Annotated in this window: 17 protein-coding genes; 12 read left to right on the plus strand and 5 right to left on the minus strand. The window is 75.7% G+C overall.

Annotated elements, in window-relative coordinates; all coding sequences use genetic code 11:
* Window positions 1–151 precede the first annotated feature (151 nt).
* Window positions 152–1618, minus strand: coding sequence for a PP2C family protein-serine/threonine phosphatase (locus ACLJT4_RS29340; protein ID WP_411126792.1), 1467 nt, complete (start codon window positions 1616–1618; stop codon window positions 152–154).
* A 312-nt stretch (window positions 1619–1930) separates the two neighbouring features.
* Here ACLJT4_RS29340 and ACLJT4_RS29345 point away from each other — a divergent pair, with 312 nt between their 5' ends.
* From ACLJT4_RS29345 to ACLJT4_RS29365, 5 genes are all read left to right on the plus strand, one after another.
* Complete coding sequence (locus tag ACLJT4_RS29345; protein ID WP_411126794.1) at window positions 1931–3355, plus strand: HEAT repeat domain-containing protein; 1425 nt, start codon at window positions 1931–1933, stop codon at window positions 3353–3355.
* Window positions 3356–3468: 113 nt separating this feature from the next.
* Entirely contained in the window at window positions 3469–4602 is a 1134-nt protein-coding gene (locus ACLJT4_RS29350; RefSeq protein ID WP_411126796.1) for a glycosyltransferase family 4 protein, read from the plus strand.
* Complete coding sequence (locus ACLJT4_RS29355; protein WP_411126798.1) at window positions 4599–5837, plus strand: glycosyltransferase; 1239 nt, start codon at window positions 4599–4601, stop codon at window positions 5835–5837. Before ACLJT4_RS29350 ends, ACLJT4_RS29355 begins: the two co-directional genes overlap by 4 nt.
* Window positions 5834–6694 (plus strand): SGNH/GDSL hydrolase family protein, encoded by an 861-nt coding sequence (locus ACLJT4_RS29360; RefSeq protein WP_411126800.1) that lies wholly within the window; start codon window positions 5834–5836, stop codon window positions 6692–6694. Before ACLJT4_RS29355 ends, ACLJT4_RS29360 begins: the two co-directional genes overlap by 4 nt.
* Entirely contained in the window at window positions 6691–10311 is a 3621-nt protein-coding gene (locus ACLJT4_RS29365; protein ID WP_411126802.1) for a hydantoinase B/oxoprolinase family protein, read from the plus strand. Before ACLJT4_RS29360 ends, ACLJT4_RS29365 begins: the two co-directional genes overlap by 4 nt.
* Before the next feature lie 61 nt (window positions 10312–10372).
* Here ACLJT4_RS29365 and ACLJT4_RS29370 read toward each other — a convergent pair whose 3' ends face one another.
* The 4 genes from ACLJT4_RS29370 to ACLJT4_RS29385 all read right to left on the minus strand — a co-directional run bounded on the left by ACLJT4_RS29370 (window position 10373) and on the right by ACLJT4_RS29385 (window position 13233).
* The gene (locus tag ACLJT4_RS29370) at window positions 10373–10657 is read right to left on the minus strand and encodes a hypothetical protein (protein WP_411126804.1); all 285 of its coding nucleotides are present in this window, start codon (window positions 10655–10657) and stop codon (window positions 10373–10375) included.
* A 166-nt stretch (window positions 10658–10823) separates the two neighbouring features.
* Entirely contained in the window at window positions 10824–11717 is an 894-nt protein-coding gene (locus tag ACLJT4_RS29375; RefSeq protein ID WP_411126806.1) for a biotin-dependent carboxyltransferase family protein, read from the minus strand.
* Window positions 11714–12460 carry a 5-oxoprolinase subunit PxpB gene (gene pxpB, locus ACLJT4_RS29380; protein ID WP_411126808.1) on the minus strand — a complete coding sequence of 249 codons (747 nt, stop codon included), beginning with the start codon at window positions 12458–12460 and terminating at the stop codon, window positions 11714–11716. Before pxpB ends, ACLJT4_RS29375 begins: the two co-directional genes overlap by 4 nt.
* Window positions 12457–13233 (minus strand): LamB/YcsF family protein, encoded by a 777-nt coding sequence (locus tag ACLJT4_RS29385; RefSeq protein ID WP_411126810.1) that lies wholly within the window; start codon window positions 13231–13233, stop codon window positions 12457–12459. Before ACLJT4_RS29385 ends, pxpB begins: the two co-directional genes overlap by 4 nt.
* Before the next feature lie 201 nt (window positions 13234–13434).
* On the opposite strand from ACLJT4_RS29385, the gene ACLJT4_RS29390 reads away from it, so the two are divergent.
* The 7 genes from ACLJT4_RS29390 (at window position 13435) to ACLJT4_RS29420 (ending at window position 24225) form a co-directional block, all read left to right on the plus strand.
* On the plus strand, window positions 13435–14178 hold the full coding sequence (locus ACLJT4_RS29390; RefSeq protein ID WP_411126812.1) for a GntR family transcriptional regulator: 744 nt from the start codon (window positions 13435–13437) through the stop codon (window positions 14176–14178).
* Between the two features lie 163 nt (window positions 14179–14341).
* On the plus strand, window positions 14342–15052 hold the full coding sequence (locus tag ACLJT4_RS29395) for a DUF969 domain-containing protein (RefSeq protein WP_411126814.1): 711 nt from the start codon (window positions 14342–14344) through the stop codon (window positions 15050–15052).
* Window positions 15049–16017 carry a DUF979 domain-containing protein gene (locus tag ACLJT4_RS29400; protein ID WP_016578043.1) on the plus strand — a complete coding sequence of 323 codons (969 nt, stop codon included), beginning with the start codon at window positions 15049–15051 and terminating at the stop codon, window positions 16015–16017. The genes ACLJT4_RS29395 and ACLJT4_RS29400 overlap by 4 nt, the downstream gene beginning before the upstream one ends.
* A gap of 62 nt (window positions 16018–16079) precedes the next feature.
* Window positions 16080–16745, plus strand: a complete 666-nt coding sequence (gene pcp / locus ACLJT4_RS29405) for a pyroglutamyl-peptidase I (RefSeq protein ID WP_411126816.1) — start codon at window positions 16080–16082, stop codon at window positions 16743–16745.
* A gap of 109 nt (window positions 16746–16854) precedes the next feature.
* Window positions 16855–18393: a hypothetical protein gene (locus tag ACLJT4_RS29410; RefSeq protein WP_103377188.1), complete on the plus strand. Its 1539-nt coding sequence runs from the start codon at window positions 16855–16857 to the stop codon at window positions 18391–18393.
* Window positions 18394–18487: 94 nt separating this feature from the next.
* Window positions 18488–19498, plus strand: a complete 1011-nt coding sequence (locus ACLJT4_RS29415; protein WP_411126818.1) for a hypothetical protein — start codon at window positions 18488–18490, stop codon at window positions 19496–19498.
* Between the two features lie 53 nt (window positions 19499–19551).
* Window positions 19552–24225: a hypothetical protein gene (locus ACLJT4_RS29420; protein ID WP_411126820.1), complete on the plus strand. Its 4674-nt coding sequence runs from the start codon at window positions 19552–19554 to the stop codon at window positions 24223–24225.
* Window positions 24226–24245: the final 20 nt, after the last annotated feature.

Here is a 24245-nt window from a genome sequence, read left to right on the forward strand (position 1 = left end):
GATCAAGTGGAACACCCTGCCCGAAGACCCGTCCGAAGATCCGCCCGCTGATCTGCGGAGGCCGAGAGCTGACGGCCCCTCAGAAGAGGGTCAGGTCGCTCGGGGTGACCGGCGCCCCCGCAGCCGGTCCGCCCGACGACCGTGCCGTGCGTCAGTCGCCGACCTTGGCGAGCAGCACGCAGGCGTCGTCCTCCCGCTCGGTGGCGCCGAACTCCTCCACCACGATGCGGACGCTCTCCTGGGCGCTGCGGGCCGCGCCGAGCCGCGGTGCCAGCGCGAGCAGCCGCTCGGTGCCCTCGTGGGCGCTGTCCGGACCGTGGGTGCGGCGCGGGACGAGCCCGTCGGTGTGCAGCACCAGCAGGTCGCCCGGCTCCAACTGCTCGGTCCGCTGGCCGTAGCTGGCGCCGGTCGTGGCCCCGAGCAGGACGCCCTCCGGCGGGTCCAGCGCGCGCCCCGTGCCGCCGCGGAACAGCAGCGGCGCGGGGTGCCCGGCCTGGGACCACTCCAGTGCCCGCGTCGCGGGGTCGAACTGGCAACAGACCGCGCTGCCCAGCGCCGGCTGGGTGGCACTGTCCAGCAGTTGGTTGAGGAAGCCCATCAGCTGTCCGGGTCGGTGCCCCGCCACGGCCATGCCGCGCAGCGCGCCGAGCACCATCGCCATGCCGGACGTCGCCGCGACGCCGTGCCCGGTGAGGTCGCCCACGCTCAACAGTGTGCGCCCGTCGGGGAGTTGGAGGGCGTCATACCAGTCGCCGCCGATCAGGGCGGAGGTGTCGGCCGGTAGGTAGCGCCCGGCGAGGTCCAGGGTGACCGGGCCGCCCTCGGGGAAGCGCAGCGAACCGCGCCACGGCGGCAGCACGGCCTCCTGGAGCTCGACCGCGAGCCGGTGCTCGGTCTGGGCGATGTGCCGTTGGCGCTGGAGCGAGTCACCGGTCTCGCGCACCGCCGTCTGGCTCCGGCGCAGCTCGCTGACGTCGCGGAGCACCGCCCACATGCAGGCGGTGCTGCCGTCGGCGTCGAGCACCGGCTCGCCGACCATGTGGACGGTGCGGATGCCGGAGTCGGCGCGCAGGATGCGGAACTCGCCGTCGATCGGCCGGCCGTCCACCAGGCAGTCGGTGACCATCACGGCCAGCTTCTCCTGGTCGTCGGCGTGCACCAGGGACGGCAGCTCGTCCAGCGTCAGCGGGTCGTCGGCCGGCTCCCGGCCGAACATCGCGTAGAGCTCGTCGGACCAGGTCACCTCGTCGGTGAGGAGGTTCCACTCGGCGCTGCCCACCCGGCGCAGCAGCGCGCCCCGCTCGGGCGCCGCCGGCTCGGGCGGGGCCACCGGCAGCTCGGCGTGCGGCTCCGCGACCCCGTCTGGCGAGGTGGGCAGGCCCTCTCTGAGCTGGTCGAGGTGGCCGCCGAGGTCGTCCAGGTGGTGGACGGCGAGGTCGCACAGTGCTCGCTGCCAGCGCAGCTGAGGGTCGGCGGCGAGGTCACCGGCGACCGAGGACTCTCTGCGTACCGCGTCGAGGCCACCGCGCAGGGTGCGGGCCTGCGAGATGAGTGCCTCGACCGCGCCACGCTCGGGGGTCTGATCGGCTGGGTGATCCGCGAAGAGAGGGGGCGGCATGACGTACTCCGTGATCAGGCGGCGCCGGAACGTATGGGCCGGTTACGACTCTTGCACAGGCTGCGACGGACCGTAAGGGATTTGGCACTACCCGATACGGTGGTGCACCCGGCATATGTCATCGGCCTCCTTGTGGCAACCGGGCCCGAATCGGCGGAAGCAGTGGTTCCACGCTAGGCTGCGGCCGCCGTACAGCTGTCTACCCCGCCGATCCATGGTGGGAACGACGCATACGGCCCGCGGTCACCGGCAAGAATGCCGGTCAGCGGAAATCCCGTTGCCAGCCTGTCCCCCGCACCGGATGCTGACCTCATGTTCGATCCAGACATAGCGCCCAGTGGCACCCTGCTCGGCCTCCTGCAGCGAGGCCGCGGCGACGGGACCCTGCATGCCCTCGCGGCGCCGCGGGCCGAGGCGCTCGCGGCACTCAACGACAGTGTGCTGTGCGACGCGCGCCGGGACTGGCAGGTGGAGAACCGCTCGCTCTATTACGCGCGCCTCTACATGCAGCTCGACGGTGGTCTCGAAGAGATCGAACGGCACCTCTTCCACCCCGACGACCTCATCGACACCGGCGAGGAGCGCACCGGGCTGACCCTCTCCGTCCTCGGCCACCTCGCCGCGTACGGCAAGGACGCCGCCCGGCTGCTGCTGCGCAGCTACGCCGCGGTGGGCAGCAACTGGCGCTGGGCCCTCGACGAGCTCGCGCTGCGCGACGACGACGCCGGGCTGATCGGCCTGGCGCCGGCCGTCCTGGCCCGTTTCCCCGAGACCCCGGAGGGCGACGCCCTGCTGGCCACCACCGTGCGGGACGCCTTCGAGCCCCGCCCCTGGCGGTTGTGGGCCGAGGACGCCCGGTACGGCGCGCGGCTGGCCGCCGCCGACGAGCAGGGTTCCTTCGACCGCTGGCAGCGCCAGCTCCGACCGCGCGGCCCGCGCCCCGGCTGGAGCGTGGCCGAGGTGCTGGAGTGGGCCCAGCACGAGCTCGAACCGCGCCCCGGGGAGCACCGCTACCTCGCCGCCGCCCGCTGCCTGAGCGCCGTCGCCGGTCCCGAGGACCGCGCCGAGCTGCTGCGGGCCGGTCGCGGCGGACCCGACGCGGCGCGTGCCGCGGTCCTGCACCACCTCGCCGAGCGCGGCGACGGAGCGGTCCTCGACCTGATCGAGGCCGCCGCGACCGATCCGCTCTCCGGCGAACCGCTGGTCGCCGCCGCGCTCTCCGCCTACGAACGGATGCGCAGCGTGGCCGCCGTCGAGCGGGCCCGCACCTGGGCCGCGCGTCCGGACCGGCTGGGGGCGTCCGCCGCCGCCATGCTGGCCCGTCGCGGCGCCCGCCGTGACACCGACCTGGTGCTCGCCGCGCTGCGCCGCACGGTGCGGGAGGAAGGGCCGGACGCCTGCGCGCTGTGGGCGCTGGTGGACGGCGCCGGTCGCCTCGGGATCGCCTGTGCCGCCCCCGTGCTGCGCCACCTCTATCGCGAGACCTCGTCCTCGCACCTGCGCGGCCGGGCCGCCGCCGCGCTCGCCGCCACCGACCCCGGCTTCGCGGCCGGTTTCGCCGTCGAGTGCCTCTGGGACTGCGAGGAGACCACCCGGGAACTCGCCGCCCGGCACGCGGCCACCGGCGACGACCGGGTGGTGGAACAGCTCCGCCGCCTCGCCGCCGACCCGGCCGAGGAGGCCGAGGTGCAGACCGCCGTGCGCGCCCGCTTCGGGCCGGACGCCTCGGCGGTGTGAGGCCGCGACCGACGCCCGGCTGAGCGGGCGCAGGGGCGAACGCTCATGGGACGTTCGCCGGTTGGAAAGATCCCCTTGGTGCGGCCCACGCACGGTGCGCCGACAACAGCGGTATGCGTGTCGCCCTCGTCACCGAATCCTTCCCGCCCGACGTCAACGGCGTCGCACACTGTGCCCTCCAAACCGCCCGCCACCTCGTCCGGCGCGGGCACGAACCGCTGGTCATCGCCCCGTTGGCGAACTCCGCACCGGCCGCCACCGGCCACGGCCACGAAAGCCCGTGCCCGGTGGTGCGGGTGCCCTCGATGCCGTTGCCCGGATACCCGCAGGTGCGGATCGCGCTGCCCGGGCGGCGGCTGTCCGCTGCGCTGGACGGCCACCGGCCCGACCTGGTGCACCTGGCCAGCCCCTTCGTTCTGGGGGCCCGGGGCATGGCGGCCGCGGCCCGGCGGGGGGTGCCGGCGGTCGCGGTCTACCAGACGGACATGGCGCGCTACGCGCGGACCTACCTGGGGCGGGGCGGGACGGCGGCCTGGCGCCGGATCCGGGCGGTGCACGCCGCCGCCGACCTCACCCTGGCCCCGTCGAGCGCGGCGCTGCTGGACCTCACCGAGCACGGGGTGCCCCGGGTGCGGCTGTGGCCGCGCGGGGTCGACTCGGCGCGGTTCCACCCCGGGCGGCGGGACGCGGTGCTGCGCAGTTCGTTGCTGGCAGGGCGGGAGCTGCTGGTGGGGTACGTGGGGCGGTTGGCTCCGGAGAAGGACGTCCGGTTGCTGGCCGAGACCTCCCGGTTGCCCGGCGTCCGCACCGTGGTGATCGGGGACGGCCCCAGCGCCGCCGCCCTGCGGGCGCAACTGCCCGAGGTGCGGTTCCTGGGGCGGCGGACCGGTGACGAACTCGCCCGGCTGTACGCGTCGTTGGACGTGTTCGTGCACACCGGGCCGTACGAGACCTTCTGCCAGACCGTGCAGGAGGCGATGGCCTCCGGGGTGCCGGTGGTCGCCCCGGCCGCCGGCGGGCCGCTGGACCTCGTCGACCACGGGCGGACCGGACTGCTGGTCCCCTCCGGGGACGGCGCGGCGGTGCGGGACGCGGTACGGACGCTGTTCGGGGACGCGGAGCTGCGGGTGCGGTACGGCGACGCCGGCCGGCGTGCGGTCGCGGCCCGTACCTGGGAGGCGGTCGGCGACCAGTTGCTGGCCCACTACGACGACGTGCTCGCCGACCGGACGGCGGTGGCGGCGTGAGCGCCCGTCGTCGGGCCCGGAGCGGCCGGGCGGGACTGCGGATCGTCCGGATCGCCAACTTCGTCGCCCCGGCCTCCGGCGGGCTGCGCACCGCACTGGGCGAGTTGGGCGCCGGCTACCGGGCCGCCGGCCACGAGCCGGTGCTCGTCGTGCCGGGACCGCCGGACGCGGTGGGGCCGCGCGGCATCCGCGACGAGGAGACCGCCCAGGGCCGGGTGCTCACCCTCCCCGGGCCCCAGGTGCCCGGTACCGGCGGCTACCGGGTGCTGGCCGACCGCCCCCGGCTCCGGCACCTCCTGGCCGAACTGGACCCGGACCGGCTGGAGGTCTCGGACCGCACGACGCTGCGCTGGACGGGGGAGTGGGCGCGGCGGGCCCGGGTCCCGGCGGTGATGGTGTCGCACGAGAGCGTGGACGGGGTGCTGCGTACCTGGGGCGTGCCGCGCCCGTTGGCCCGCGCGCTCGCCGACCGGGCCAACGCCCGTACCGCGTACGCCTACAGCCGGGTGGTGTGCACGACCGACTGGGCGGCGGCGGAGTTCCTCCGGGCCGGGGCGCGGAACGTGGTGCGGGCGCCGCTCGGGGTCGACCTCGCCGCCTGGCACCCGGGTCTGCGCAGCGCCGCGCTGCGCGGGCGGTACGCCGACCGGGCCGCCGTCCTGCTGCTGATGTGCTCCCGGCTGTCACCCGAGAAACGGCCCGGGCGGGCCCTGGACGCCCTCGCCGAGCTGCGGCGGCGGGGCGTGGACGCGGCGCTGGTGGTGGCCGGCGACGGGCCGTTGCGCGGCCGGCTGGCGGACCGGGCGCGGGCCGCCCGGCTGCCGGTGACGTTCCTCGGGCACCTCGCCGACCGGACCCGGCTGGCCGCGCTCCAGGCCGGCGCCGACCTGGTCCTGGCGCCCGGCCCGGCCGAGACGTTCGGGCTGGCGGCGCTGGAGGCGCTGGCCTGCGGCACCCCGGTGGTCGCCAGTGCGGCGTCGGCGCTGGCCGGGCTGGTGGGCGACGGCGGGGACACCGCCCTGGACGACGGACCTTCCTTCGCGGACGCGGTGCAGCGGGTGCTGGCCCGGCCCGAGCCGCTCCGCCGGGCCGCCGCCCGGTGGCGCGCAGAGGGGTACGGCTGGCAGCCGGCGGTGGCCGCGTTCCTGGCGGCCCACGACGCCCCCAGGCCGGCCGGTGGGCGGCCGGCTGCGCCGGTCGGGCCGCGGCCGGTGGGTCCCTGGAGCCGGCGGTGACGCCCGGGTTCGTGGCCCTTGGGGACTCGCTCACCGAAGGGCTCGGCGATCCGGTGGCGGGCGGCGGTTGGCGGGGCTGGGCGGTGTTGTTGGCCGACGCGCTCGGACCACGGCCGGGCGACGTCCCGCTGGTGAACCTGGCGCGCAGCGGGGCGCTGGCGGCCGACGTGGCGGGCGAGCAGCTGCCGCAGGCCCGCGCGCTCGCCCCGCGCTTCGCCTCCGTGCTGGTCGGCGCCAACGACACGCTGCGCGCCGCCTTCGCCATCGACCGGGTGGCGGCGGCGCTGGACCAGGCCCACGGAACCCTCAGCGCCGGCGGGACGGTGGTGCTGACGGCGTGCCTGCCCGACCCCGGCCGGATGCTGGCGCTGCCCGCGCCGCTGGCCCGCCCGTTGGCCCGCCGGATGCGGGCCGTCAACACCGTCGTGCACGCGGTCTCCGCACGCTACGGCGGCGTCCACCTCCATCTCGCCGACCACCCCTGGGTGGCCGAACGGACCACCTGGAGCGTGGACCGGCTGCACCCCAGCGAGCGCGGCCACCGGCTGCTGGCCCGCGGCTTCCACACCGCACTGGCCGCCCGCGGCCTGGCCTGCGGGCCGCCGCCCCCGCTGGCCCTCGACGGTCCGGCGCCGACCCGGACCGGCTCGCTGGTGTGGATGGCGACCCGCGGCACCCGGTGGGTGGCCGACCGGTGCACCGACCTGCTGCCCGGCCTGCTGGCGCTGGCCGTACGGGAGTGCCGGTACGGGGTGGCCGGATCCGGGCGGTTGCTCGACGCCGCCGCCGAACGGGCCACCCGTAGCGCCCTCGCGGCCCTGTCCGAACCGGGCGGCGCTGCGACAATGGCGGGATGACCGGACGCTGGGAGTTCTGGATCGACCGCGGCGGAACCTTCACCGACGTGGTGGGCAGACGGCCGGACGGGCGCCTGGTCACCGGCAAGCTCCTCTCCCACCACCCCGAGCGCTACCGGGACGCCGCGGTCGCCGGGGTCCGGATGATGTTGGGCCTGGGGCCGGAGGAACCGGTGCCCGCCGAGCGGGTCTCGGTCGTCCGGATGGGCACCACCGTCGCCACCAACGCCCTCCTGGAGCGCACCGGCGAGCCGACGGTGCTGCTGACCACCGAAGGGTTCCGGGACGCGCTGCGGATCGCCTACCAGAACCGGCCGCGGATCTTCGACCGGCGGATCGTGCTGCCCGAGGCGCTCTACGACCGGGTGATCGAGGTGCCGGAGCGGATCGGCGCCCGCGGTGAGCAGGTCCGGCCGCTCGATGCGGAGCCCGTCCGCCGGGAGTTGCGCCGGGCCCGTGCGGACGGACTGCGCAGCGCCGCGGTGGTGCTGCTGCACGGCTACCGGCACACCGCGCACGAACGGGCGGTCGCCGAACTGGCCAGGGCCGCGGGCTTCACCCAGGTCAGCTGCTCGCACGAGGTCAGCCCGCTGATGAAGCTGGTGGCCCGCGGCGACACCACCGTCGTCGACGCGTACCTGTCGCCGATCCTGGCGCGCTACGTCGACGGGGTCGCGGCCCAGCTCCCGGGCATCCGGCTGCTGTTCATGCAGTCCAACGGCGGGTTGCGGGAGGCCACCCACTTCCGGGGCAAGGACGCGGTGCTGTCCGGGCCGGCGGGCGGGGTGGTCGGAATGGTCCGGGCGGCCGCGGAGGCCGGTGGGTCGGACGGGCGCGCCGGTTTCGACCGGGTGATCGGGTTCGACATGGGCGGCACCTCCACCGACGTGTCGCACTACGCGGGCGAGTTCGAGCGGATCTTCGGGAGCGAGGTCGCCGGCGTGCGGATGCGCGCCCCGATGATGAACATCCACACCGTCGCGGCCGGCGGCGGCTCGGTGCTGCACTTCGACGGCCGACGCTACCGGGTCGGCCCGGACTCGGCCGGCGCGGACCCCGGACCCGCCTGCTACCGGCGCGGCGGCCCGCTCACCGTCACCGACGCCAACGTGATGCTCGGCCGCATCCAACCGGACCACTTCCCGGCGGTGTTCGGCCCGGACGGCGACCAGGGGCTGGACGCCGCGACGGTCCGCACCCGGTTCGGGGAGCTGGCCGCGCGGGCCGCCGCCGCGACCGGGGACGCGCGCGGGCCCGAGGACGTCGCCGCCGGCTTCCTGGACATCGCGGTGCTCAACATGGCCAACGCGGTCAAGAAGATCTCCGTGCAGCGCGGGCGGGACGTCACCCGCTACGCCCTGGTCAGCTTCGGAGGCGCGGGCGGCCAGCACGCCTGCGCGGTCGCCGACGCCCTGGGCATCGACACCGTCCTCGTCCCGCCGCTGGCCGGGGTGCTCTCCGCCTACGGCATCGGGGTGGCCGACGCCACCGCGATGCGGGAACGGGCCGTCGAGGAGCCGTTCGACGAACCGGGGGCGATCGACCGGGTCCACGCGGTGTGCGACGCCCTCGCCCGGCAGACCCGGCAGGAACTCCTCGACGACGGCGTGCCGGCGGCGTCGCTCACCACCCGCGCCCGGGTCCTGGTCCGCTACGCCGGGACCGACGCCGCCCTCGGGGTCCCGCTCGCCGACGCCGCCACCATGGCCGCGGAGTTCGTCCGGGCCCACCGCGAGCGGTACGCCTTCGCGATGGACAAGCCGCTGGTCGCCGAGGCGGTGTCGGTGGAGGCGCTCGGCGCGGCCGGCGGCGCGGCCGACTACCACGCCCGACTACCGGAGCGAAAAGGCGAGTTGCAGGCAGAGACGACCGTCCGGATGTACGTCGGCGGGCGGTGGCGGGACACCGCGCTGTACCGCCGCACCGCCCTGCGGCCCGGCGACGCCCTCAGCGGGCCGGCGATCGTCGCCGAGGACGACGCCACGACGGTCCTCGACCCCGACTGGCGGGCCACCGTCGGCGAACGCGGTCACCTGGAGCTCACCCGGGTCCGTGCGCGCCCCGGGCGGACCGCCGTCGGCACCGCGGCGGATCCGGTGATGCTGGAGGTCTTCAACAGCCTCTTCATGGCCATCGCCGAGCAGATGGGCGTCCGTCTGGAGCACACCGCCCACTCGGTCAACATCAAGGAGCGGCTGGACTTCTCCTGCGCGCTCTTCGACGCCGAGGGCAACCTGATCGCCAACGCCCCGCACATCCCCGTGCACTTGGGCTCGATGGGGGAGTCCATCAAGGAGGTGCTGCGGCGCCGCGGCGACGACCTGCGGCCGGGGGACGTGTACGCGGTCAACGACCCGTACCACGGGGGAACGCACCTGCCGGACGTCACCGTCGTCACCCCGGTGTTCGACCCCGCCGGGCGCGAGCTGCGGTTCCTCGTCGCCTCCCGGGGGCACCACGCCGAGATCGGCGGGATCACCCCGGGCTCGATGCCCGCCTTCAGCCGCACCATCCAGGAGGAGGGGGTGCTCTTCGACAACTGGCTGCTGGTGCGCGACGGCGCGCTGCGGGAACGGGAGACCCGCGACCTGCTCACCACCGGGCCGTACCCGTCGCGGGCGCCGGACGTCAACCTCGCCGACCTGCGCGCCCAGATCGCCGCGAACGAGAAGGGCGTCCACGAACTGCGCCGGATGACCGACCAGTTCGGACTGGACGTCGTGCGGGCGTACATGGGCCACGTCCAGGACAACGCCGAGGAGTCGGTGCGCCGGATCCTCGGCGGGCTGTCGGACGGGAGCTACCGCTACGAGACGGACAGCGGTGCGCAGATCCGGGTGGCGTTGACCGTCGACCGGGCGGCCCGCAGCGCCGTGCTGGACTTCGCCGGCACCTCGCCGCAGCAGCCCGGCAACGCCAACGCGCCCCGCTCGGTGGTGATGGCGGCCGTGCTGTACGTGCTGCGGACCCTGGTCGCCGAGGACATCCCGCTCAACAGCGGCTGCCTCAAACCCGTCGAGGTGCGCGTCCCGGAGGGCTCGATGCTGGCGCCCGTCTACCCGGCGGCCACCGTGGCGGGCAACGTGGAGACCTCCCAGGCGGTCACCGGCGCGCTCTACGCCGCGATGCGTGTCCAGGCCGAGGGCTCGGGCACGATGAACAACCTGACCTTCGGCAACGCCCGGGTGCAGTACTACGAGACCATCGCCAGCGGGGCGGGCGCCGGCGACGGCTTCGACGGGGCGGACGCGGTGCAGACCCACATGACCAACTCCCGGCTGACCGACCCCGAGGTCCTGGAGTGGCGCTATCCCGTCCGGGTCGACGGCTTCGCGCTCCGCGAGGGCAGCGGGGGCACCGGCCGCTGGCACGGGGGCCGCGGGGTCGAGCGCCGGCTGCGGTTCCTGGAGCCGATGACGATCGCCCTGCTCTCCCACCACCGGCGCATCGCCCCGTACGGCATGGCCGGCGGCGGACCGGGCGCGCTGGGCGTCAACGTCCTGGAGCGGGCCGACGGTTCGCGCGAGGAACTGCGGGGCTGCGACGCGGCGGAGGTCGGCGTGGACGACGTGCTGGTCGTCCGGACGCCGGGCGGCGGCGGGTACGGGGTGGCGTAGCCGGTGCCCGGCCGCGGACCCGGTCAGGTCCGCGACCGGGCGCGTCGGATGCGGCCGTTGCCTACCTTTCCTCCGCCGCGCGGCGGCACGCCTCGAAGGCGATCGTCGCGGGCACGTAGTCCCGGCGCAGTTCGACGTAGCAGGCCCGCACGGCCTCCGGGCCGCCCTCGGCCCCGCGCAGACAGGCACGTTCGACCACTTCAGGATTGGCGTCGGGATGCTGTTCCAGGACGGTGTAGAAGCATGCCTGCGGGGTGGCGTGGGCCGCCGGGGCGAGGGCGACGACACCGCCGAGGGCGAGGGCGAGTCCGCTGAGGGCGGCGGCGAGGCGAGGGGCGAGACGCATGGCGATCACGGTTCCTTCCGTACGGATACCCGAGCTGGTCACTCAGGGCGCTTGATCCGCTACGGAAAGTGCCCAACGGGCGGGCCGGGGACGCCGACGGAACCGGGGCGCCGGGCGTGAACGGCCGGCGTACGGAGCGCACCTCGGCCGGCAGGGTGCGCCGGTGTCACCCGGGGTGCGCCGCCCGGCCCGACCGCCGGCCGATCCGCGCGAACCGGATCGGCGTGCCCGGCGTCGCCTGGGCGGCCGAGGCCAGGAAGCGTTCCGGGACCACGCCGACGACCGGGTAGCCGCCGGTGGTGGGGTGGTCGTGCAGGAACAGCACCGGCAGGCCGTTCGGCGGGACCTGGAGGGCGCCCAACGGCATCCCCTCACTGGGGAGTTCGCCGTCTCGGACGCGCTCCAGGGCCGGCCCCTCGGTGCGCAGCCCGATCCGGTTGGACGCCGCGGAGACCCGGAACCGGCCGGTGGCCAGGGTGCGCAGCCCGTCGGCGGTGAACCAGGCGTCGCGCGGCCCGGGCAGGAACGGCAGCACCAGTTCGGCCGCCGCCCCGGCGAGCGGGGCCGCGTCGGCGGCGGCCGGGGGGCCGTACGGGGAGCCCAGCGGGAGCACCGTGCCGTCCGCGAGCGGGTCCGGGCCCAGTCCGGAGAGCAGGTCGGTGGCGCGGCTGCCGAGCACCGGCTCGACGGCGATGCCGCCGGCGCAGGCGAGGTAGCAGCGGACGCCATGGGTGGCCGCGCCGACCTCCAGCACGGCACCGGCCGGGACGTGCACCGGCGCGCCCCACGGGGCGGGGCGGCCGTCCACGGTCACCGGGCACGCGGCGCCGGTGACCGCGACGGTGGTGGCGGTGCGCGGGCGGACCGCGCAACCGGTGAGGGTGGTCTCCAGGGTGGCCGCGAAGGCGGGGTTGCCCACCAGACGGTTGGCGAGCCGGTGCGCCGGCCCGTCCAGGGCGCCGGAGCGCGGCACCCCGAGGTGGGCGTGGCCGGGCCGGCCGAGGTCCTGGACGGTGGTGAGCGCACCGGCCCGGACCACCGAGAGGGCGCGGTCGGTCATCGGGCGGACTCCTCGGTGGTGCGGTCGGGGCGGGCCGGTGCGGCGCCGGCCCGGGGGCCGCGCGGGGGCGGTACGGGCGCGTCCACGGGGACGAAGCGGACGGGCGTGCCGGGGGCCAGGAGCGCCGCGGGCTCGCGCCGCGGGTCCCACAGGGCGGCCTCGGTGCGGCCGATCAACTGCCAGCCGCCGGGGGAGGAGCGCGGATAGACCCCGGTGTACGGGCCGGCCAGTCCGACCGAGCCGACCGGGACCCGGGTGCGCGGGGTCGCCCGGCGCGGGACGTGCAGTCGCTCCGGAAGGCCCGTCAGATAGCCGAAGCCGGGCGCGAACCCGCAGAAGGCGACCCGGAAGCGGGCGCCGGAGTGCAGGCGGACCACCTCGTCGGGGGTGACGCCCCACAGCGCGGCGACCTCGGCCAGGTCGGGCCCGTCGTAGTGCACGGGGATCTCCACGGCCGGGCGGTCGCCGCTGGTGAGCGGCGGGATCCGCCAGTCGGCCAGCTCCGCGGCGAGCGCCCGGGGGTCGGCCAGGCCGTCGAGGAAGACGGTCCGGGCGGCCGGCACCACCTCGCGCACCGCCGGCAGGGTGCCGGCGGCGGCCCGGCGCAGCACTTCGGCGTGCAGGGCCTCCACGTCCGCCGCGCGGGTCAGCTCGATCAGCACCCCGTGGTCGCCGACCGGCAGCGCCGTCAGGGGGAGCCGTTCCGCCCCGTCGGCTGCCGCACCCGCCGCGCCGCCCGTCATGCGAAGCTCCGGACGGGGACGCCGGCCGCGGCCAGTTCGGCCCGCACCCGCCGCGCCAAGTCCGCGGCGCCCGGGGTGTCGCCGTGCAGGCACAGCGAGCGCGCGGCGACCGTGATCCGGGTGCCGTCGCGGGAGGTGACCGCACGGTCCCGGGCCAGGCCCACGGCGCGCTTGACCACCGCGTCGGGGTCGTGCACCACCGCGCCGGCTTCCCGGCGCGGGACCAGGGTGCCCCGGTCGGTGTAGGCGCGGTCCGCGAACGCCTCGCCGACGACCGGGAGGCCGGCCTCCTCGGCGGCCCGGTGCAACTGGGAGCCGGGCAGGCCGAGGACCGGCAGCCGGCCGCCCGCGGCGCGGACCCCGGCGACCACCGCGGCGGCCTGCTCGACGTCGTCGACGCAGCGGTTGTAGAGCGCCCCGTGCGGCTTGACGTAGCCGACGCGGGCGCCGGCGGCGCGGGCGAAGACCTCCAACGCCCCGATCTGGTAGGTGACTTCGTCGGCGAGTTCGTCGGGCGGCAGGTCCATCGCGCGGCGTCCGAAGCCGGCCAGGTCGCGGTAGGAGACCTGGGCGCCGATCACCACCCCGCGCTCGGCGGCCAGCGTACAGACCCGGCGCATCGTGGACGGGTCGCCGGCGTGGAAGCCGCAGGCGACGTTGGCGCTGGTGACGACGGAGAGCAGGGCCTCGTCGTCGGTGAGGTGCCAGCGGCCGAACCCTTCCCCGAGGTCGGCGTTGAGGTCGATGGGGGGAAGGGCGGCCTGGTCGCTCATGGGTGTCCGTTCCGGGTGCGGGGTGCAGTGCGGATGCGGGAGGTGGCTGCGGCGATGCCGGAGCGGATGTCAACGTACAGATCGTTGAACGATCCGACAAGGGGTGTGTTGTCCCGTCCCGTCATCTGGGATTGACTGCGGCTGACAGTGCAGTGGGCGGGCCGCCTCGACCGGCCCGAACGGGACGGAACGGACGGCGGCATGGCGGGCCAAGTGGCGAAGAACGACCGGCGGCGGCTCGCCGAGGTCGCCGGACTGGAACGGGACCGCGCCCTGCTCGGCCGCGCCAGCACGGCCGAACGGGTCGCCGACATCCTGCGGGACCGGATCACCGAGGGCTACTTCTCGCCCGGTGCGCGGCTGTCCGAGGAGAGCATCGGCGGCGCACTGGGCGTCTCCCGCAACACCCTGCGCGAGTCGTTCCGGCTGCTCACCCACGAACGACTGCTGGAGCACCGGCTCAACCGCGGGGTGTTCGTGCGGATGGTGACCGTCGAGGACCTCGACGACATCTTCCGGGTGCGGATGCTGGTGGAGTGCGCCGCGGTGCGCGGACTGGGCCAGGGCCCGTACGACCCCGCCACCGCCGCCTCGGTGGCGGCGATCGAGGCGGCGGTGCGGGCCGGCGAGGAGGCCGCCGCGGACCGGGTCTGGGACGAGCTCTCCACCGCCAACCTCCGCTTCCACCAGGCCGTCGTGGCGCTCGCGGGCAGTCCGCGCACCGACGAGCTGATGCGCGGGGTGCTGGCCGAACTCCGGCTGGTCTTCCACGTGATGGACGACCCGCAGCGCTTCCACTCGCCCTACCTGGTCCGCAATCGGCAGATCGCGGAGGCGCTGGTGGCCGGGGACGCGGTCGCGGCCGAGCGGCTGCTGCGTGCCTACCTGGAGGACTCGCGCGGCCAGTTGTCGGCGGCGTACGCCCAGCGCATCGCCGAGGGGTAGACGCACTTCCGTTTCGTCGGCACCGACCCCTTGTCGGATCGTTGAACAATCGCATAGCCTCCGCAGCAATCTCCCGAGCAACCCCTCATCGCTCCCCAGATGCCTGCGGCCCGTCATCCGTGGCCCGCATCCGTTGGGGAACCCGTACGCGGAAGGCTGATCCATGATCGTGCTCCTCGGCGTGCTCGTGGTCGTCATCGGCTTCGCCACGAAACGCAACCCCCTGCTGGTCGTCGCGGTGGCCGGCATCGTCACCGGCCTCCTAGGCGGCCTCTCGCCCACGAAGGTGCTGGCCGCCTTCGGCGAGGGCTTCGCGGGAAGCCGGGCGGTGACCATCTTCGCCATCACCCTCCCGATCATCGGCCTCCTGGAGCGCTACGGCCTCCAGGAACAGGCCCGCTCCCTCATCGCCCGCTTCGGCCGGCTCACCACCGGGCGCTTCCTCGCCCTCTACCTGGGGCTGCGGCAGATCGGCGCCGCCGTCGGACTGACCAACGTCTTCGGGCACGCGCAGACCGTCCGCCCGCTCGCCGTCCCGATGGCGGAGGGCGCCGCCGAGCGCCGCTACGGCAAGCTGCCCGCCCAGAGCCGGGAGAAGGTGCGCGCGTTCGCGGCCAGCGCGGACAACATCGGCCTCTTCTTCGGCGAGGACGTCTTCCTGGCCGTCGGCTCGATCCTGCTGATCACCGGCTTCGTCAACACCACCTACGGGACCCACCTCGAACCGCTGCACCTGGCGCTGTGGGCGATCCCCACCGCGGTGTGCGCCTTCGTCGTCCACGGCTGGCGGCTGCTGCGCCTGGACCGCCAGCTGGAGCGGGACCTGCTCACCGCCAACGCCCGCCCCACCCCCGCAGCGGAGGCCACCCGATGATCAAGGCAGAGTGGTTCTACTGGCTGGTCGGTCTCAGCTTCCTGGTGATGGCCGCCCAGATGGTCACCGACCGCGGCAACCCCAAGCGCTTCGGCACCGGCGCCTTCTGGGGCCTGATCGGCGCCGGGTTCATCTACAGCAGTTGGGTGGTCACCAAGCAGGCGCCGGCCGAACCGCTGGGCGTCGCCGTGCTCGTCATGGCCGTGCTGGCCGGCTTCGGCTTCACCGGGCGCGGCACCCCGCGCACCACCACCCCCGAGGAGCGCACCGCGAGCGCCGCCCGGCTGGGCAACAAGCTCTTCGTCCCGGCCCTGACCATCCCGGTCGTCGCGATGGCCTGCGCCATCGGCGTCAAACACCTCACCATCGGGGGCCGGCCGGTCCTCCAAGAGGGCAGCGAGACCATCCTGGGCCTGGGCATCGGCGCGGTCGTCGCGCTGGTCGTCGGCATGGTGATGTTGCGCGAGAAGCGCCCCTCGGTGCCGGTCCAGGCCGGCCGCACCATGCTGGAGGCGATGGGCTGGGCGATGCTGCTGCCGCAGATGCTGGCCACGCTCGGCGCCATCTTCCAGGTCTCCGGCGTCGGCGGTCAGGTCGGCAAGCTCGCCACCGCCGTGCTGCCCGAGGACTCCCTCTACGTCGCGGTGGTCGTCTACTGCGTGGGCATGTTCGCCTTCACGCTCGTCATGGGAAACGCCTTCGCCGCCTTCCCCGTGATGACCGCCGCGGTCGGCTGGCCCGTCCTGATCGGGCACTTCCACGGCAACCCGGCCGCCGTACTGGCCCTCGGCATGCTCGCCGGCTTCTGCGGGACGCTGGTGACCCCGATGGCCGCCAACTTCAACATCGTCCCGGCGGCGCTGCTGGAACTGAAGGACCAGTACGGGCCCATCAAGGCACAGTTGCCGACCGCCGGCATCCTGCTGGGCTGCAACGCCCTGATCATGGCGCTGTTCGCGTTCTGACCGGCAGGGCCACCGACCGCCGGCGCTCCGTCCCGCCCCCGCCCGACCCCGAGAGAAGCCGCATGCACGCCACCACCACCCCGCCGACCCGCGTCCTGCTCACCGGCTTCACGCCGTTCGGCGGCGAGGCCACCAACCCCTCCTGGCAGGCGGTGCGCACGGCCGCCGCCACCCCGCTCGCCGGGCTCGCGCTGCACACCGTGGAACTGCCCTGCGTCTACGGCGCCTCACTGGCCGCCCTGCGCACCGCGATCGCCGAGACGTCCCCCGACCTCGTGGTGTGCGTCGGGCAGGCCGGCGGCCGCCCCGACGTCACCGTGGAGCGGGTCGCCGTCAACGTCGACGACGCCCGCATCCCCGACACCGCGGGCGCCGAACCCGTCGACGAGCCGATCGTGCCGGGCGGGCCCGCCGCGTACTTCGCCACCCTCCCCATCAAGGCGTGCGTGGCCGCCGTCCGTGCCGCCGGGCTGCCGGCCTCGGTCTCCAACACCGCCGGGACCTTCGTCTGCAACCACGTCTTCTACGGGCTCGCCCACCTCATCGCCACCGAACTGCCGCACGTGCGCGGCGGGTTCGTGCACGTCCCGTACGCGCCCGAGCAGGTCACCGACCGCGCCCAGCCGTCGTTGCCGGTCGACGCGGTGGCCACCGCACTGCGCGCGATCGTCACCGCCGCGGCCCGGACCCGCACCGATCTCAAGGTCGCGGAGGGGGCCACGCATTGACCGGTCGGCGCCACCGGTAAAATGACCGGTCGGCCGGCCCGCGGGTCCGCCCATGAGCGGATCCGCGCCGTTTCGTCCGTTGTCCGTGCCAGCGCCTACGCTGTGCGACGTGACTTTTTCCGCCCCGGGGGCCGCTGCGCCCCAGCTCAACGGCCACAGCCGGCCCGCGCCGGGCCCGGCCGCCGACGAAGGACTGGCCCGCCGGCTGCGCGCGCTGGCGTGCACCGCGCCGCTGCACGACCTCGACGCGCGCAAGGCCAACCTCGCGGGCGAGTACGGGGTCTACGCGATGGCGGAGGTGGCGCTGGCCGTCATCGACCTGGTCACGCTGAACATGGACTTCGACACCGGCGCCGACCACGAGGAGATAGTCGCCAAGGTCCTGCCGCGGGTGGCCGCCCAGGCCCCGGACCGCCCCTCGTCCGAGCACGAGCGGGTGGCCCGCTGGGTGCTGGAGAACCTCATCAACGTCGGCAGCGTCGACCGCGGCTTCCGCGCCGTGTACGGCACCTTCTCGACCGACGGCGCGTACGTCCGCCGCGACTACGACTTCAAGCTCATCGAAGAGGTCCCCGGCGCCGGCGGCGTCGTCTACCTCCGCGCCACCGACGAGGCGGTCAACGTCCTCGTCGGCGCCCTCGACACCGACGTCACCAGCGCCCAGATCGCCGCCGAGGTGAAGCTGGAGGTGCTGATCAGCCGCGGCCGGCTGGCCGACGCCCAGCTCGCCGCCGAGCAGGCCCGCTACCGCACCGTCCAGTACGCCGAGACGCTGCGCAAGACCCTGGAGGCCACCCGGCGCAACGTCCGCTCGGTCGACTGGCTGCGCACCGTCCCCGACATGATCAACGAGGCCCTGGACCACGTCGCGGACCGCTATCGCCACGAGAACGCCATCCTCACCAACATCCGCAAGGCCCGCGACGAGGCCGAGGCCGTCGACGCGCGGACCAGCGAGCACAAGCGGCGCGCCGCCGAACTCGTCGACATCGTCAAGGACTGCATCCGCCGCCACACCCAGCTCCAGTCCCGCCTGCTGGAGGCCGGCCCGCTCTTCCGCGCCGAGCAGGACCGCCAGGCGTTCGCCGCGCCCGCCGCCCGCACCGGCCTCGACCTGTACGGCCAGCTCGTCGCGCCCCTGCTGCCGCTGCCCGTGGAGCAGGCCACCCGGGTCACCGACGCCTTCTTCGCCCGCGGCACGGGCCTGCGCACCCCCGCCGCGGTCCGCGTCGGCGACCTCGTCGAGGTGCTGCTCACCCCGCCCGTGGAGCGCGAGCACCTGGGCGCCGAGATGCCCGAGCCCGACCTGGTGGCCACGCCCGACGACAGCCGCTTCAGCGAGGCGCAGCTCGACGCCGCGATGGCCCTGCTCGACCTGCCCTCCGACGCGCCCCGCCGGCTCTCCGGGCTGCTCGCCGAGGCCCGCCGGAGCGACCCCGAACTCCCTTACCTCGTCGCCCTGTTGGCGGTGCACGCGGCCAGCCCCCCGGTCGGTACCGCCTACCGCCAGGGCGAGCAGCAGCTGCTCTTCGCCGTGGACGACGGCACCGAGCTGGTCGACCCCGAGTTCGGCGGCGCCGACCTCATCGTCGGCACCGCCCTGCTGGACGCGGTCGGGATGGCCGCCGACCGCTCGGAGGGGGCCTGATGCCCGCCGCGCACCGCCGCCGCCCGATACCGGCCGGACCGACCCCGCCGCGCCACGAGATACCCCCGACCGTCCCCCGCAAGGAGCTCCGCCCGTGACCCAGTACGACGCCGACGAGGTGCCCGCGCCCGACCCGGCGCCCGGGACCGGCGAAGCGGCCCGGAGCACCGCCGACGCCCCCGGGCCGGTCCCCGGCCACCCGTTCGCCGAGGCCCCGGCCGCCGCTCCCTTCCCGGCCCCGTTCGACCGCGCGGAAGCACCCGACCAGGTCCGGACGCCGTCGCTCACCCCGGCCGACGCCGCCGACGCCGCCCGGCTCGTCTCCTTCGGCCTCCAGCCCAAGCTGCTGCCGGCCCGGGACGCCGAATACGCCGAGCTGCTGCGCCGCTACCGCGACGAGCCCTCCTTCGCCCGGCTCGCCGACGCAGTCGCCAGCGGTCTCGGTCTGGTCGTCCTGGAGGTCTCCACCCGCGCCGGGATGGCCGTCACCGCCGCCGAGGACTCCGTCTTCGCGGTCCGGATGGGCGACTACGCCCGCCGCGCCTCGGCCGACTCCGCCGACCGCTTCCTGCACGGCCTGGCCCACCTGGCCGTCGCCGCCATGTCCTTCCCCCGCCCCGAGGACCTCGCCGACGACGGCTACATCGGCCGGATCACCGTCAACGGCGTCGACGCCTTCGTCCGGCAGGCGTGCCGCCGCCTGGAGGAGCGCGCCGAGCAGGACGGCGAGAACACCGACCCGGTCACCGAGGCCCCCGGTCTGGAGTCCGCCTGGCGGGTCTACGCCCGCCGCAGCGCCACCGGCGCCACCAAGGACGCCCGGCGACTGGCCGGCTCGACCACCGGCATCATCGCCAAGGCCGTCACCTTCCTCGTCGACTCCGGCTTCCTCCAGCGCACCGGCGACGACGCCGGCGGCGCCTACCGCACCACTGCCCGCTACCAACTCCAGGTCCGCGACATGGCCGGCACCGCCGCCATGGCCGAGCTGCTGGAGCTGGGCATCGTCCCGGTCTCCGACGGCACCGCCTCGCTGCTGCCCGGCGAGGAGACCGACGACCTCGACCTGGTGGCCGAGGCCGGCCTGCCTTTCCACTCCGGCTGACGCCCCCGGCGCCCCACCCGCCCCGACCACCCACACACCAACGAGAGTCCGCCATGTACGAGCTGTCCCGGGTCCGCCTCTACTCCATCGGGCCGGCCGGTGCGCGCTACGCCGACACCGTCCTGGACCTGCGCGGGGTCGGCGCGCCGGTGCCGCAGCCGGCCCCCGCCCAGGCGGACTTCTTCGAGGACGAACCGGTCGGCCCGCCGCGCCGCCCGGCCCCGGCCGGCGTGCTCTTCCTGGAGAACGGCGGCGGCAAGTCCGTCCTGCTGAAGCTGATCTTCTCGGTGATGCTGCCGGGCCACCGCAACACCCTCGGCGGCGCCAGCTCCGGCGTGCTGCGCAAGTTCCTGCTCGCCGACGACTGCGGCCACGTCGCCCTGGAGTGGCAGCACGTCGTCACCGGCGAGAGCGTCGTGGTCGGCAAGGTCAGCGAATGGCGCGGCCGCCAGGTGTCCAACGACCCCCGCAAGTTCGCCGAGGCGTGGTACAGCTTCCGGCCCGGCCCCGGGATGAGCCTGGACTCCCTCCCGGTCGCCGAGGCCACCCTCGTCCGCCCCCGGACCGCGCACGGCGAGGGGGGCTCCGGCGCGCAGGGCCGCCGCCGCACCATGAAGGGCTTCCGCGACGCGCTCACCGACGCCGGCAAGAACTACCCGAACCTCGACGTGGTCTGGGAAGAGGTCCACGAGCGCTGGAACGAACACCTCGGCGACCTCGGCCTGGACCCCGAACTCTTCCGCTACCAGCGCGAGATGAACGCCGACGAGGGCGAAGCGGCCGGCCTGTTCGCGGTCAAGAACGACTCCGACTTCACCGACCTGCTGCTGCGCGCCGTCACCGACACCCGGGACACCGACGGCCTCGCCGACCTCGTCCACGGCTTCGCCCACAAGCTCGGCCGGCGCGCCGAGCTCACCGCCGAACGCGACTTCACCGCCGGCTCACTGGACCTGCTCTCCAAGATCGCCGAGGCCGCCGAGACCCGCGAACGGGCCCGCGAGGTGCACGCCGGCGCCGAACGCCGCACCCGCGCTCTGGCCCAACGGCTGCACGCCCGCGGCACCGAGGAGCGCGGCCGGACCGCCGAGCTGGCCGAGGCGGTCGCCGCCGCCGCGCACCGGGTCACCGACGCCGAACGCGGCCGCGAGCGCCGCGCCCTGGTCTCCGCCGAACTCGCCTACCGGCACGCCTCGTTGGCGCTGGCCGCCGCCGAGAAGGGCGCCGCCGCCCAGCGCCGCGAGCTGAACGACGCCCGGACCCTGCACAGCGCCTGGCAGGCCGCCGAGACCGCGCTGCGGCACCGCGCCGCCGCCGACCGCTCGGCGCGGGTCGCCGCCGCCATCCGGGAGGCCGAGCGGGACGCCGCCCCGGCGCTCGCCGCCCGCGCCACCGCCGCCACCGACCTGGTGCGCGCCCTGCACGGCGCCGCCGAGGCCGGCGAACGCCTCGCCAACGAGGAGGAGGAGCGCTCCGCCGGCCTCCAGGAGGCCGCCGAGTCCGCGCACCGCGACGCCACCAGCGCCGCCACCCACGCCCAGCGCGCCCGCAGCGAGTCCGACCACCTCAAGCAGCGGCTCACCGAGGTCGCGGAGGAGACCGCGGAGGCGGTCCGGGCCGGCTGGCTCGACGCCGCCCAGGGCGCTGACCCCGACACCGACCCGGCCCGCGCCGCGCTCGCCGCCTCCGACGCCGAGAAGACCGCCGTCGAGGCGTGGGACGCGGCCCGCGACGCCGCCCGGCAGGCCACCGACCGGGCCCGCGAGACCGCCGCCCGGCACTCCGCCGCCGAACTCACCGCGGCCCGCGCCGCGGACGCCGCCGAGGCCGCCGAGCGGGCCCACGACGCCGAGCGGCGCGCCGCCGAATCGATCGGCGCCGAACAGCGGCTGACCGAACTCCTCGGCCTGCCCGAGGCGTCGGCGATCGCCCTGCCCGGCCCCCGTACGGCCGACGGCGCCGGATCCGCCGCCCCGCGCCGCGCCGCCGGTCCGCTCACCGCCGAGGAGCTGGACCGCAGCGCCGACGCCCTGCACGAACTGCTGGAGCAGGGCGTCGCCGCCGCCGAGCGGCAACTGTTCGACCTGCGCACGGCCGCCGCCGACGACGCCCGGATCCTGGGCGCGCTGGGCGACGGTGGGCTGCTGCCGCCGGGCCCCGACGTGTTGGCCGCGGTGGAGTACCTTGGCGAGCACGGCGTCCCCGCCCTGCCCGGCTGGCGCTACCTCGCCCAGTCCGTCGACCCGGCCGACCACGCCCGGGTGCTGGCCGCCCGCCCCGAACTCGTCGACGGCGTGATCATCACCGACCCGGCCACCCACGCCCGGGCCCGCGAGGTGCTCGCGCAGGCCGCGCTGCTGCCGCGGTCCGCCGTCGCGGTGGGCACCGCCGCCGCGCTGTTGGCCCCCACCCCGGCCCCCGACGCCCAGGACACCGGCGTGTTCCTCGTGCCGCCGAACCCGGCCATGCACGACGAGTCCGCCGCCGACGAGGAGCGCCGCGCGCTGCGCACCCGCGCCACCGAGCGCGACGAGGAGATCCGGACGCTGGCCGCCCGCCTGGCCGGGGACCGGGCGCTCGCCGCCCGCCTGGGCTCCTGGCGCGCCGGCTGCCCGGCCGGGCGGCTCGTCGAGCTCGCCGAGGCCGCGGCGAGCGCCCGGACCGCGGCCGAGGAGGCCGCCGCGGAGCTGACCGAGGCCCGCGTGGGCCGCGCCGAGGCCGACGAGGTCGCCGCCGAGGCCACCCGGGTGCGCGACGAGCGCCAGGAGGCCGCCCAGCGGGCCCGGCGCGCCGCCGACCTGCTCGCCGGCCTCGCCCACCGGCTGCGCGAGCGCGCCGGCTGGCAGTCCCGGATGCGGGAACTCGCCGACGAGGCGGTGGAGTTCGAGGCCCGCGCCGAGGAGTGCGTGGACCGGGCCCGGGCCGCCGACGAGGACCGCCGGGCCGCCCAGCGGGCCGCCGACGACGCCCGCCGCACCGCCCGCGCGCTGCGCGCCGAGCGCGCCGAGATCGCCGGTGTCCCCGACGACCTGGGCGAGGCGCCCCAGGAGTCGGGCGCCTCGCTGCCCGCGCTCCGCGAGGCGTACCGCGCCGCGTCCCAGCTCTACGAGAAGGTCGGCGTCGGTGCCGACCTGCGCGCCGAGCAGGCCCGCGCCGAGGGCGACGAGTCCGCCGCGCTGGCCGAGCTGAACCGCCTCACCAACAAGGTCCGCACCCGCGCCGAACAGCTGCTGCAGAGCCCGGACGCCGCCGACGGCCCGTCCCGCCAGGCCGCCGCCGGTCGCGCCGAATCGCTGGTGCAGATGCTGGAGACCCGCGCTTCGGCCGCCAGCGAGCAGCTGGGCCGGCTGCGCGGCGAGGCGGAGCGGCTGGCGCCGACCGACGGCGCGGCCCACACCGAACTGCCCGAGGACCTGGTGCCGGCCGACGCCGACCGGGCCAAGGAGCTGCTGCGCACCGCCAACGGCGAACTCGGCACCGCCACCGAGGCGCTGGAGGCCGCCCGCACCGAGCACGAGGAGCTGTTGCGCGCGCACCGCGGCGCCGAGGACGCGGCCGGTGGCTTCGACGAGACGGCCGCCCTCCTGCGCGACCTGCTGCGGGACCACCAGGACGCCGAGGAGGGCGAGGAGACGTCGATCGAGCCGTACGGCGACGGCCTGGCCGCGGCCCGGCAGGCCGCCGCGGAGTCCCGGCGCTCGTTGCGCGGCTGCGCCGGGGACCTCTCCGCCGCCGAGGCCGCGGTCCGCGAGGCCGCCGACGTCCTCGTCCGGCACGCCAACTCCACCCGCTACGAGCAGGTGCGCACCCCCGCCCGGCAGCAGATCCGGGAGCTGCCCGCCGCGGCGCTGCCGGACCACGCCGCCAAGTGGGCGGAGGCGTTCGCGCCCCGCCTGCGGGTGCTCACCGACGAACTCGCCCAGCTGGAGCGGAACCGCGATTCGATCGTCGACCGGCTGCGCGGCCTGGTGGAGTCGTCGCTGACCACGCTGCGCTCCGCCCAGCGGCTGTCCCGACTGCCCGAGGGGCTGGGGGAGTGGTCCGGTCAGGAGTTCCTGCGGATCCGGTTCGAGGACCCCGACCAGGCCACCCTCACCGAGCGGTTGGGCGAGGTCATCGACGAGGCGACCCGCGCGGCGGTCAGGAAGAACAGCGATCTGCGCCGGGACGGGATGTCCCTGCTGCTGCGCGGGGTGCAGGCCGCCCTCCAACCGCGCGGGGTGGCGGTGGAGATCCTCAAGCCGGACGCGGTGCTGCGCGCCGAGCGGGTCCCGGTGGGGCAGATGGGCGACGTCTTCTCCGGCGGCCAGCTGTTGACCGCCGCCATCGCCCTGTACTGCACGATGGCGGCGCTGCGCAGCAACGACCGGGGCCGGGACAAGCAGCGGCACGCCGGCACGCTGTTCCTCGACAATCCGATCGGCCGCGCCAACGCCACCTACCTGCTGGAGCTCCAGCGCGCCGTCGCCGACGCCCTGGGCGTCCAACTGCTCTACACCACCGGCCTGTTCGACACCACGGCGCTCGCGGAGTTCCCGCTGGTGATCCGCCTGCGCAACGACGCGGACCTGCGGGCCGGCCTGAAGTACATCAGCGTCGAGGAGCACCTGCGTCCGGGCCTGCCGCAGCCGGACCCGTCCGGCGAGGTGGTGCACGGGCAGATCACCGCGACGCGGATGTACCGCCGTCCGGAGGAGGCGGCACCGGCGGAGCCGGCCACCGGCTGAGGGGCCGCCCGGGCGGGGCG

It is taken from the genome of Streptomyces sp. x-19 (genome assembly GCF_046549115.1).
GTDB classification, from domain to species: Bacteria; Actinomycetota; Actinomycetes; order Streptomycetales; family Streptomycetaceae; genus Streptomyces; species Streptomyces albulus_C.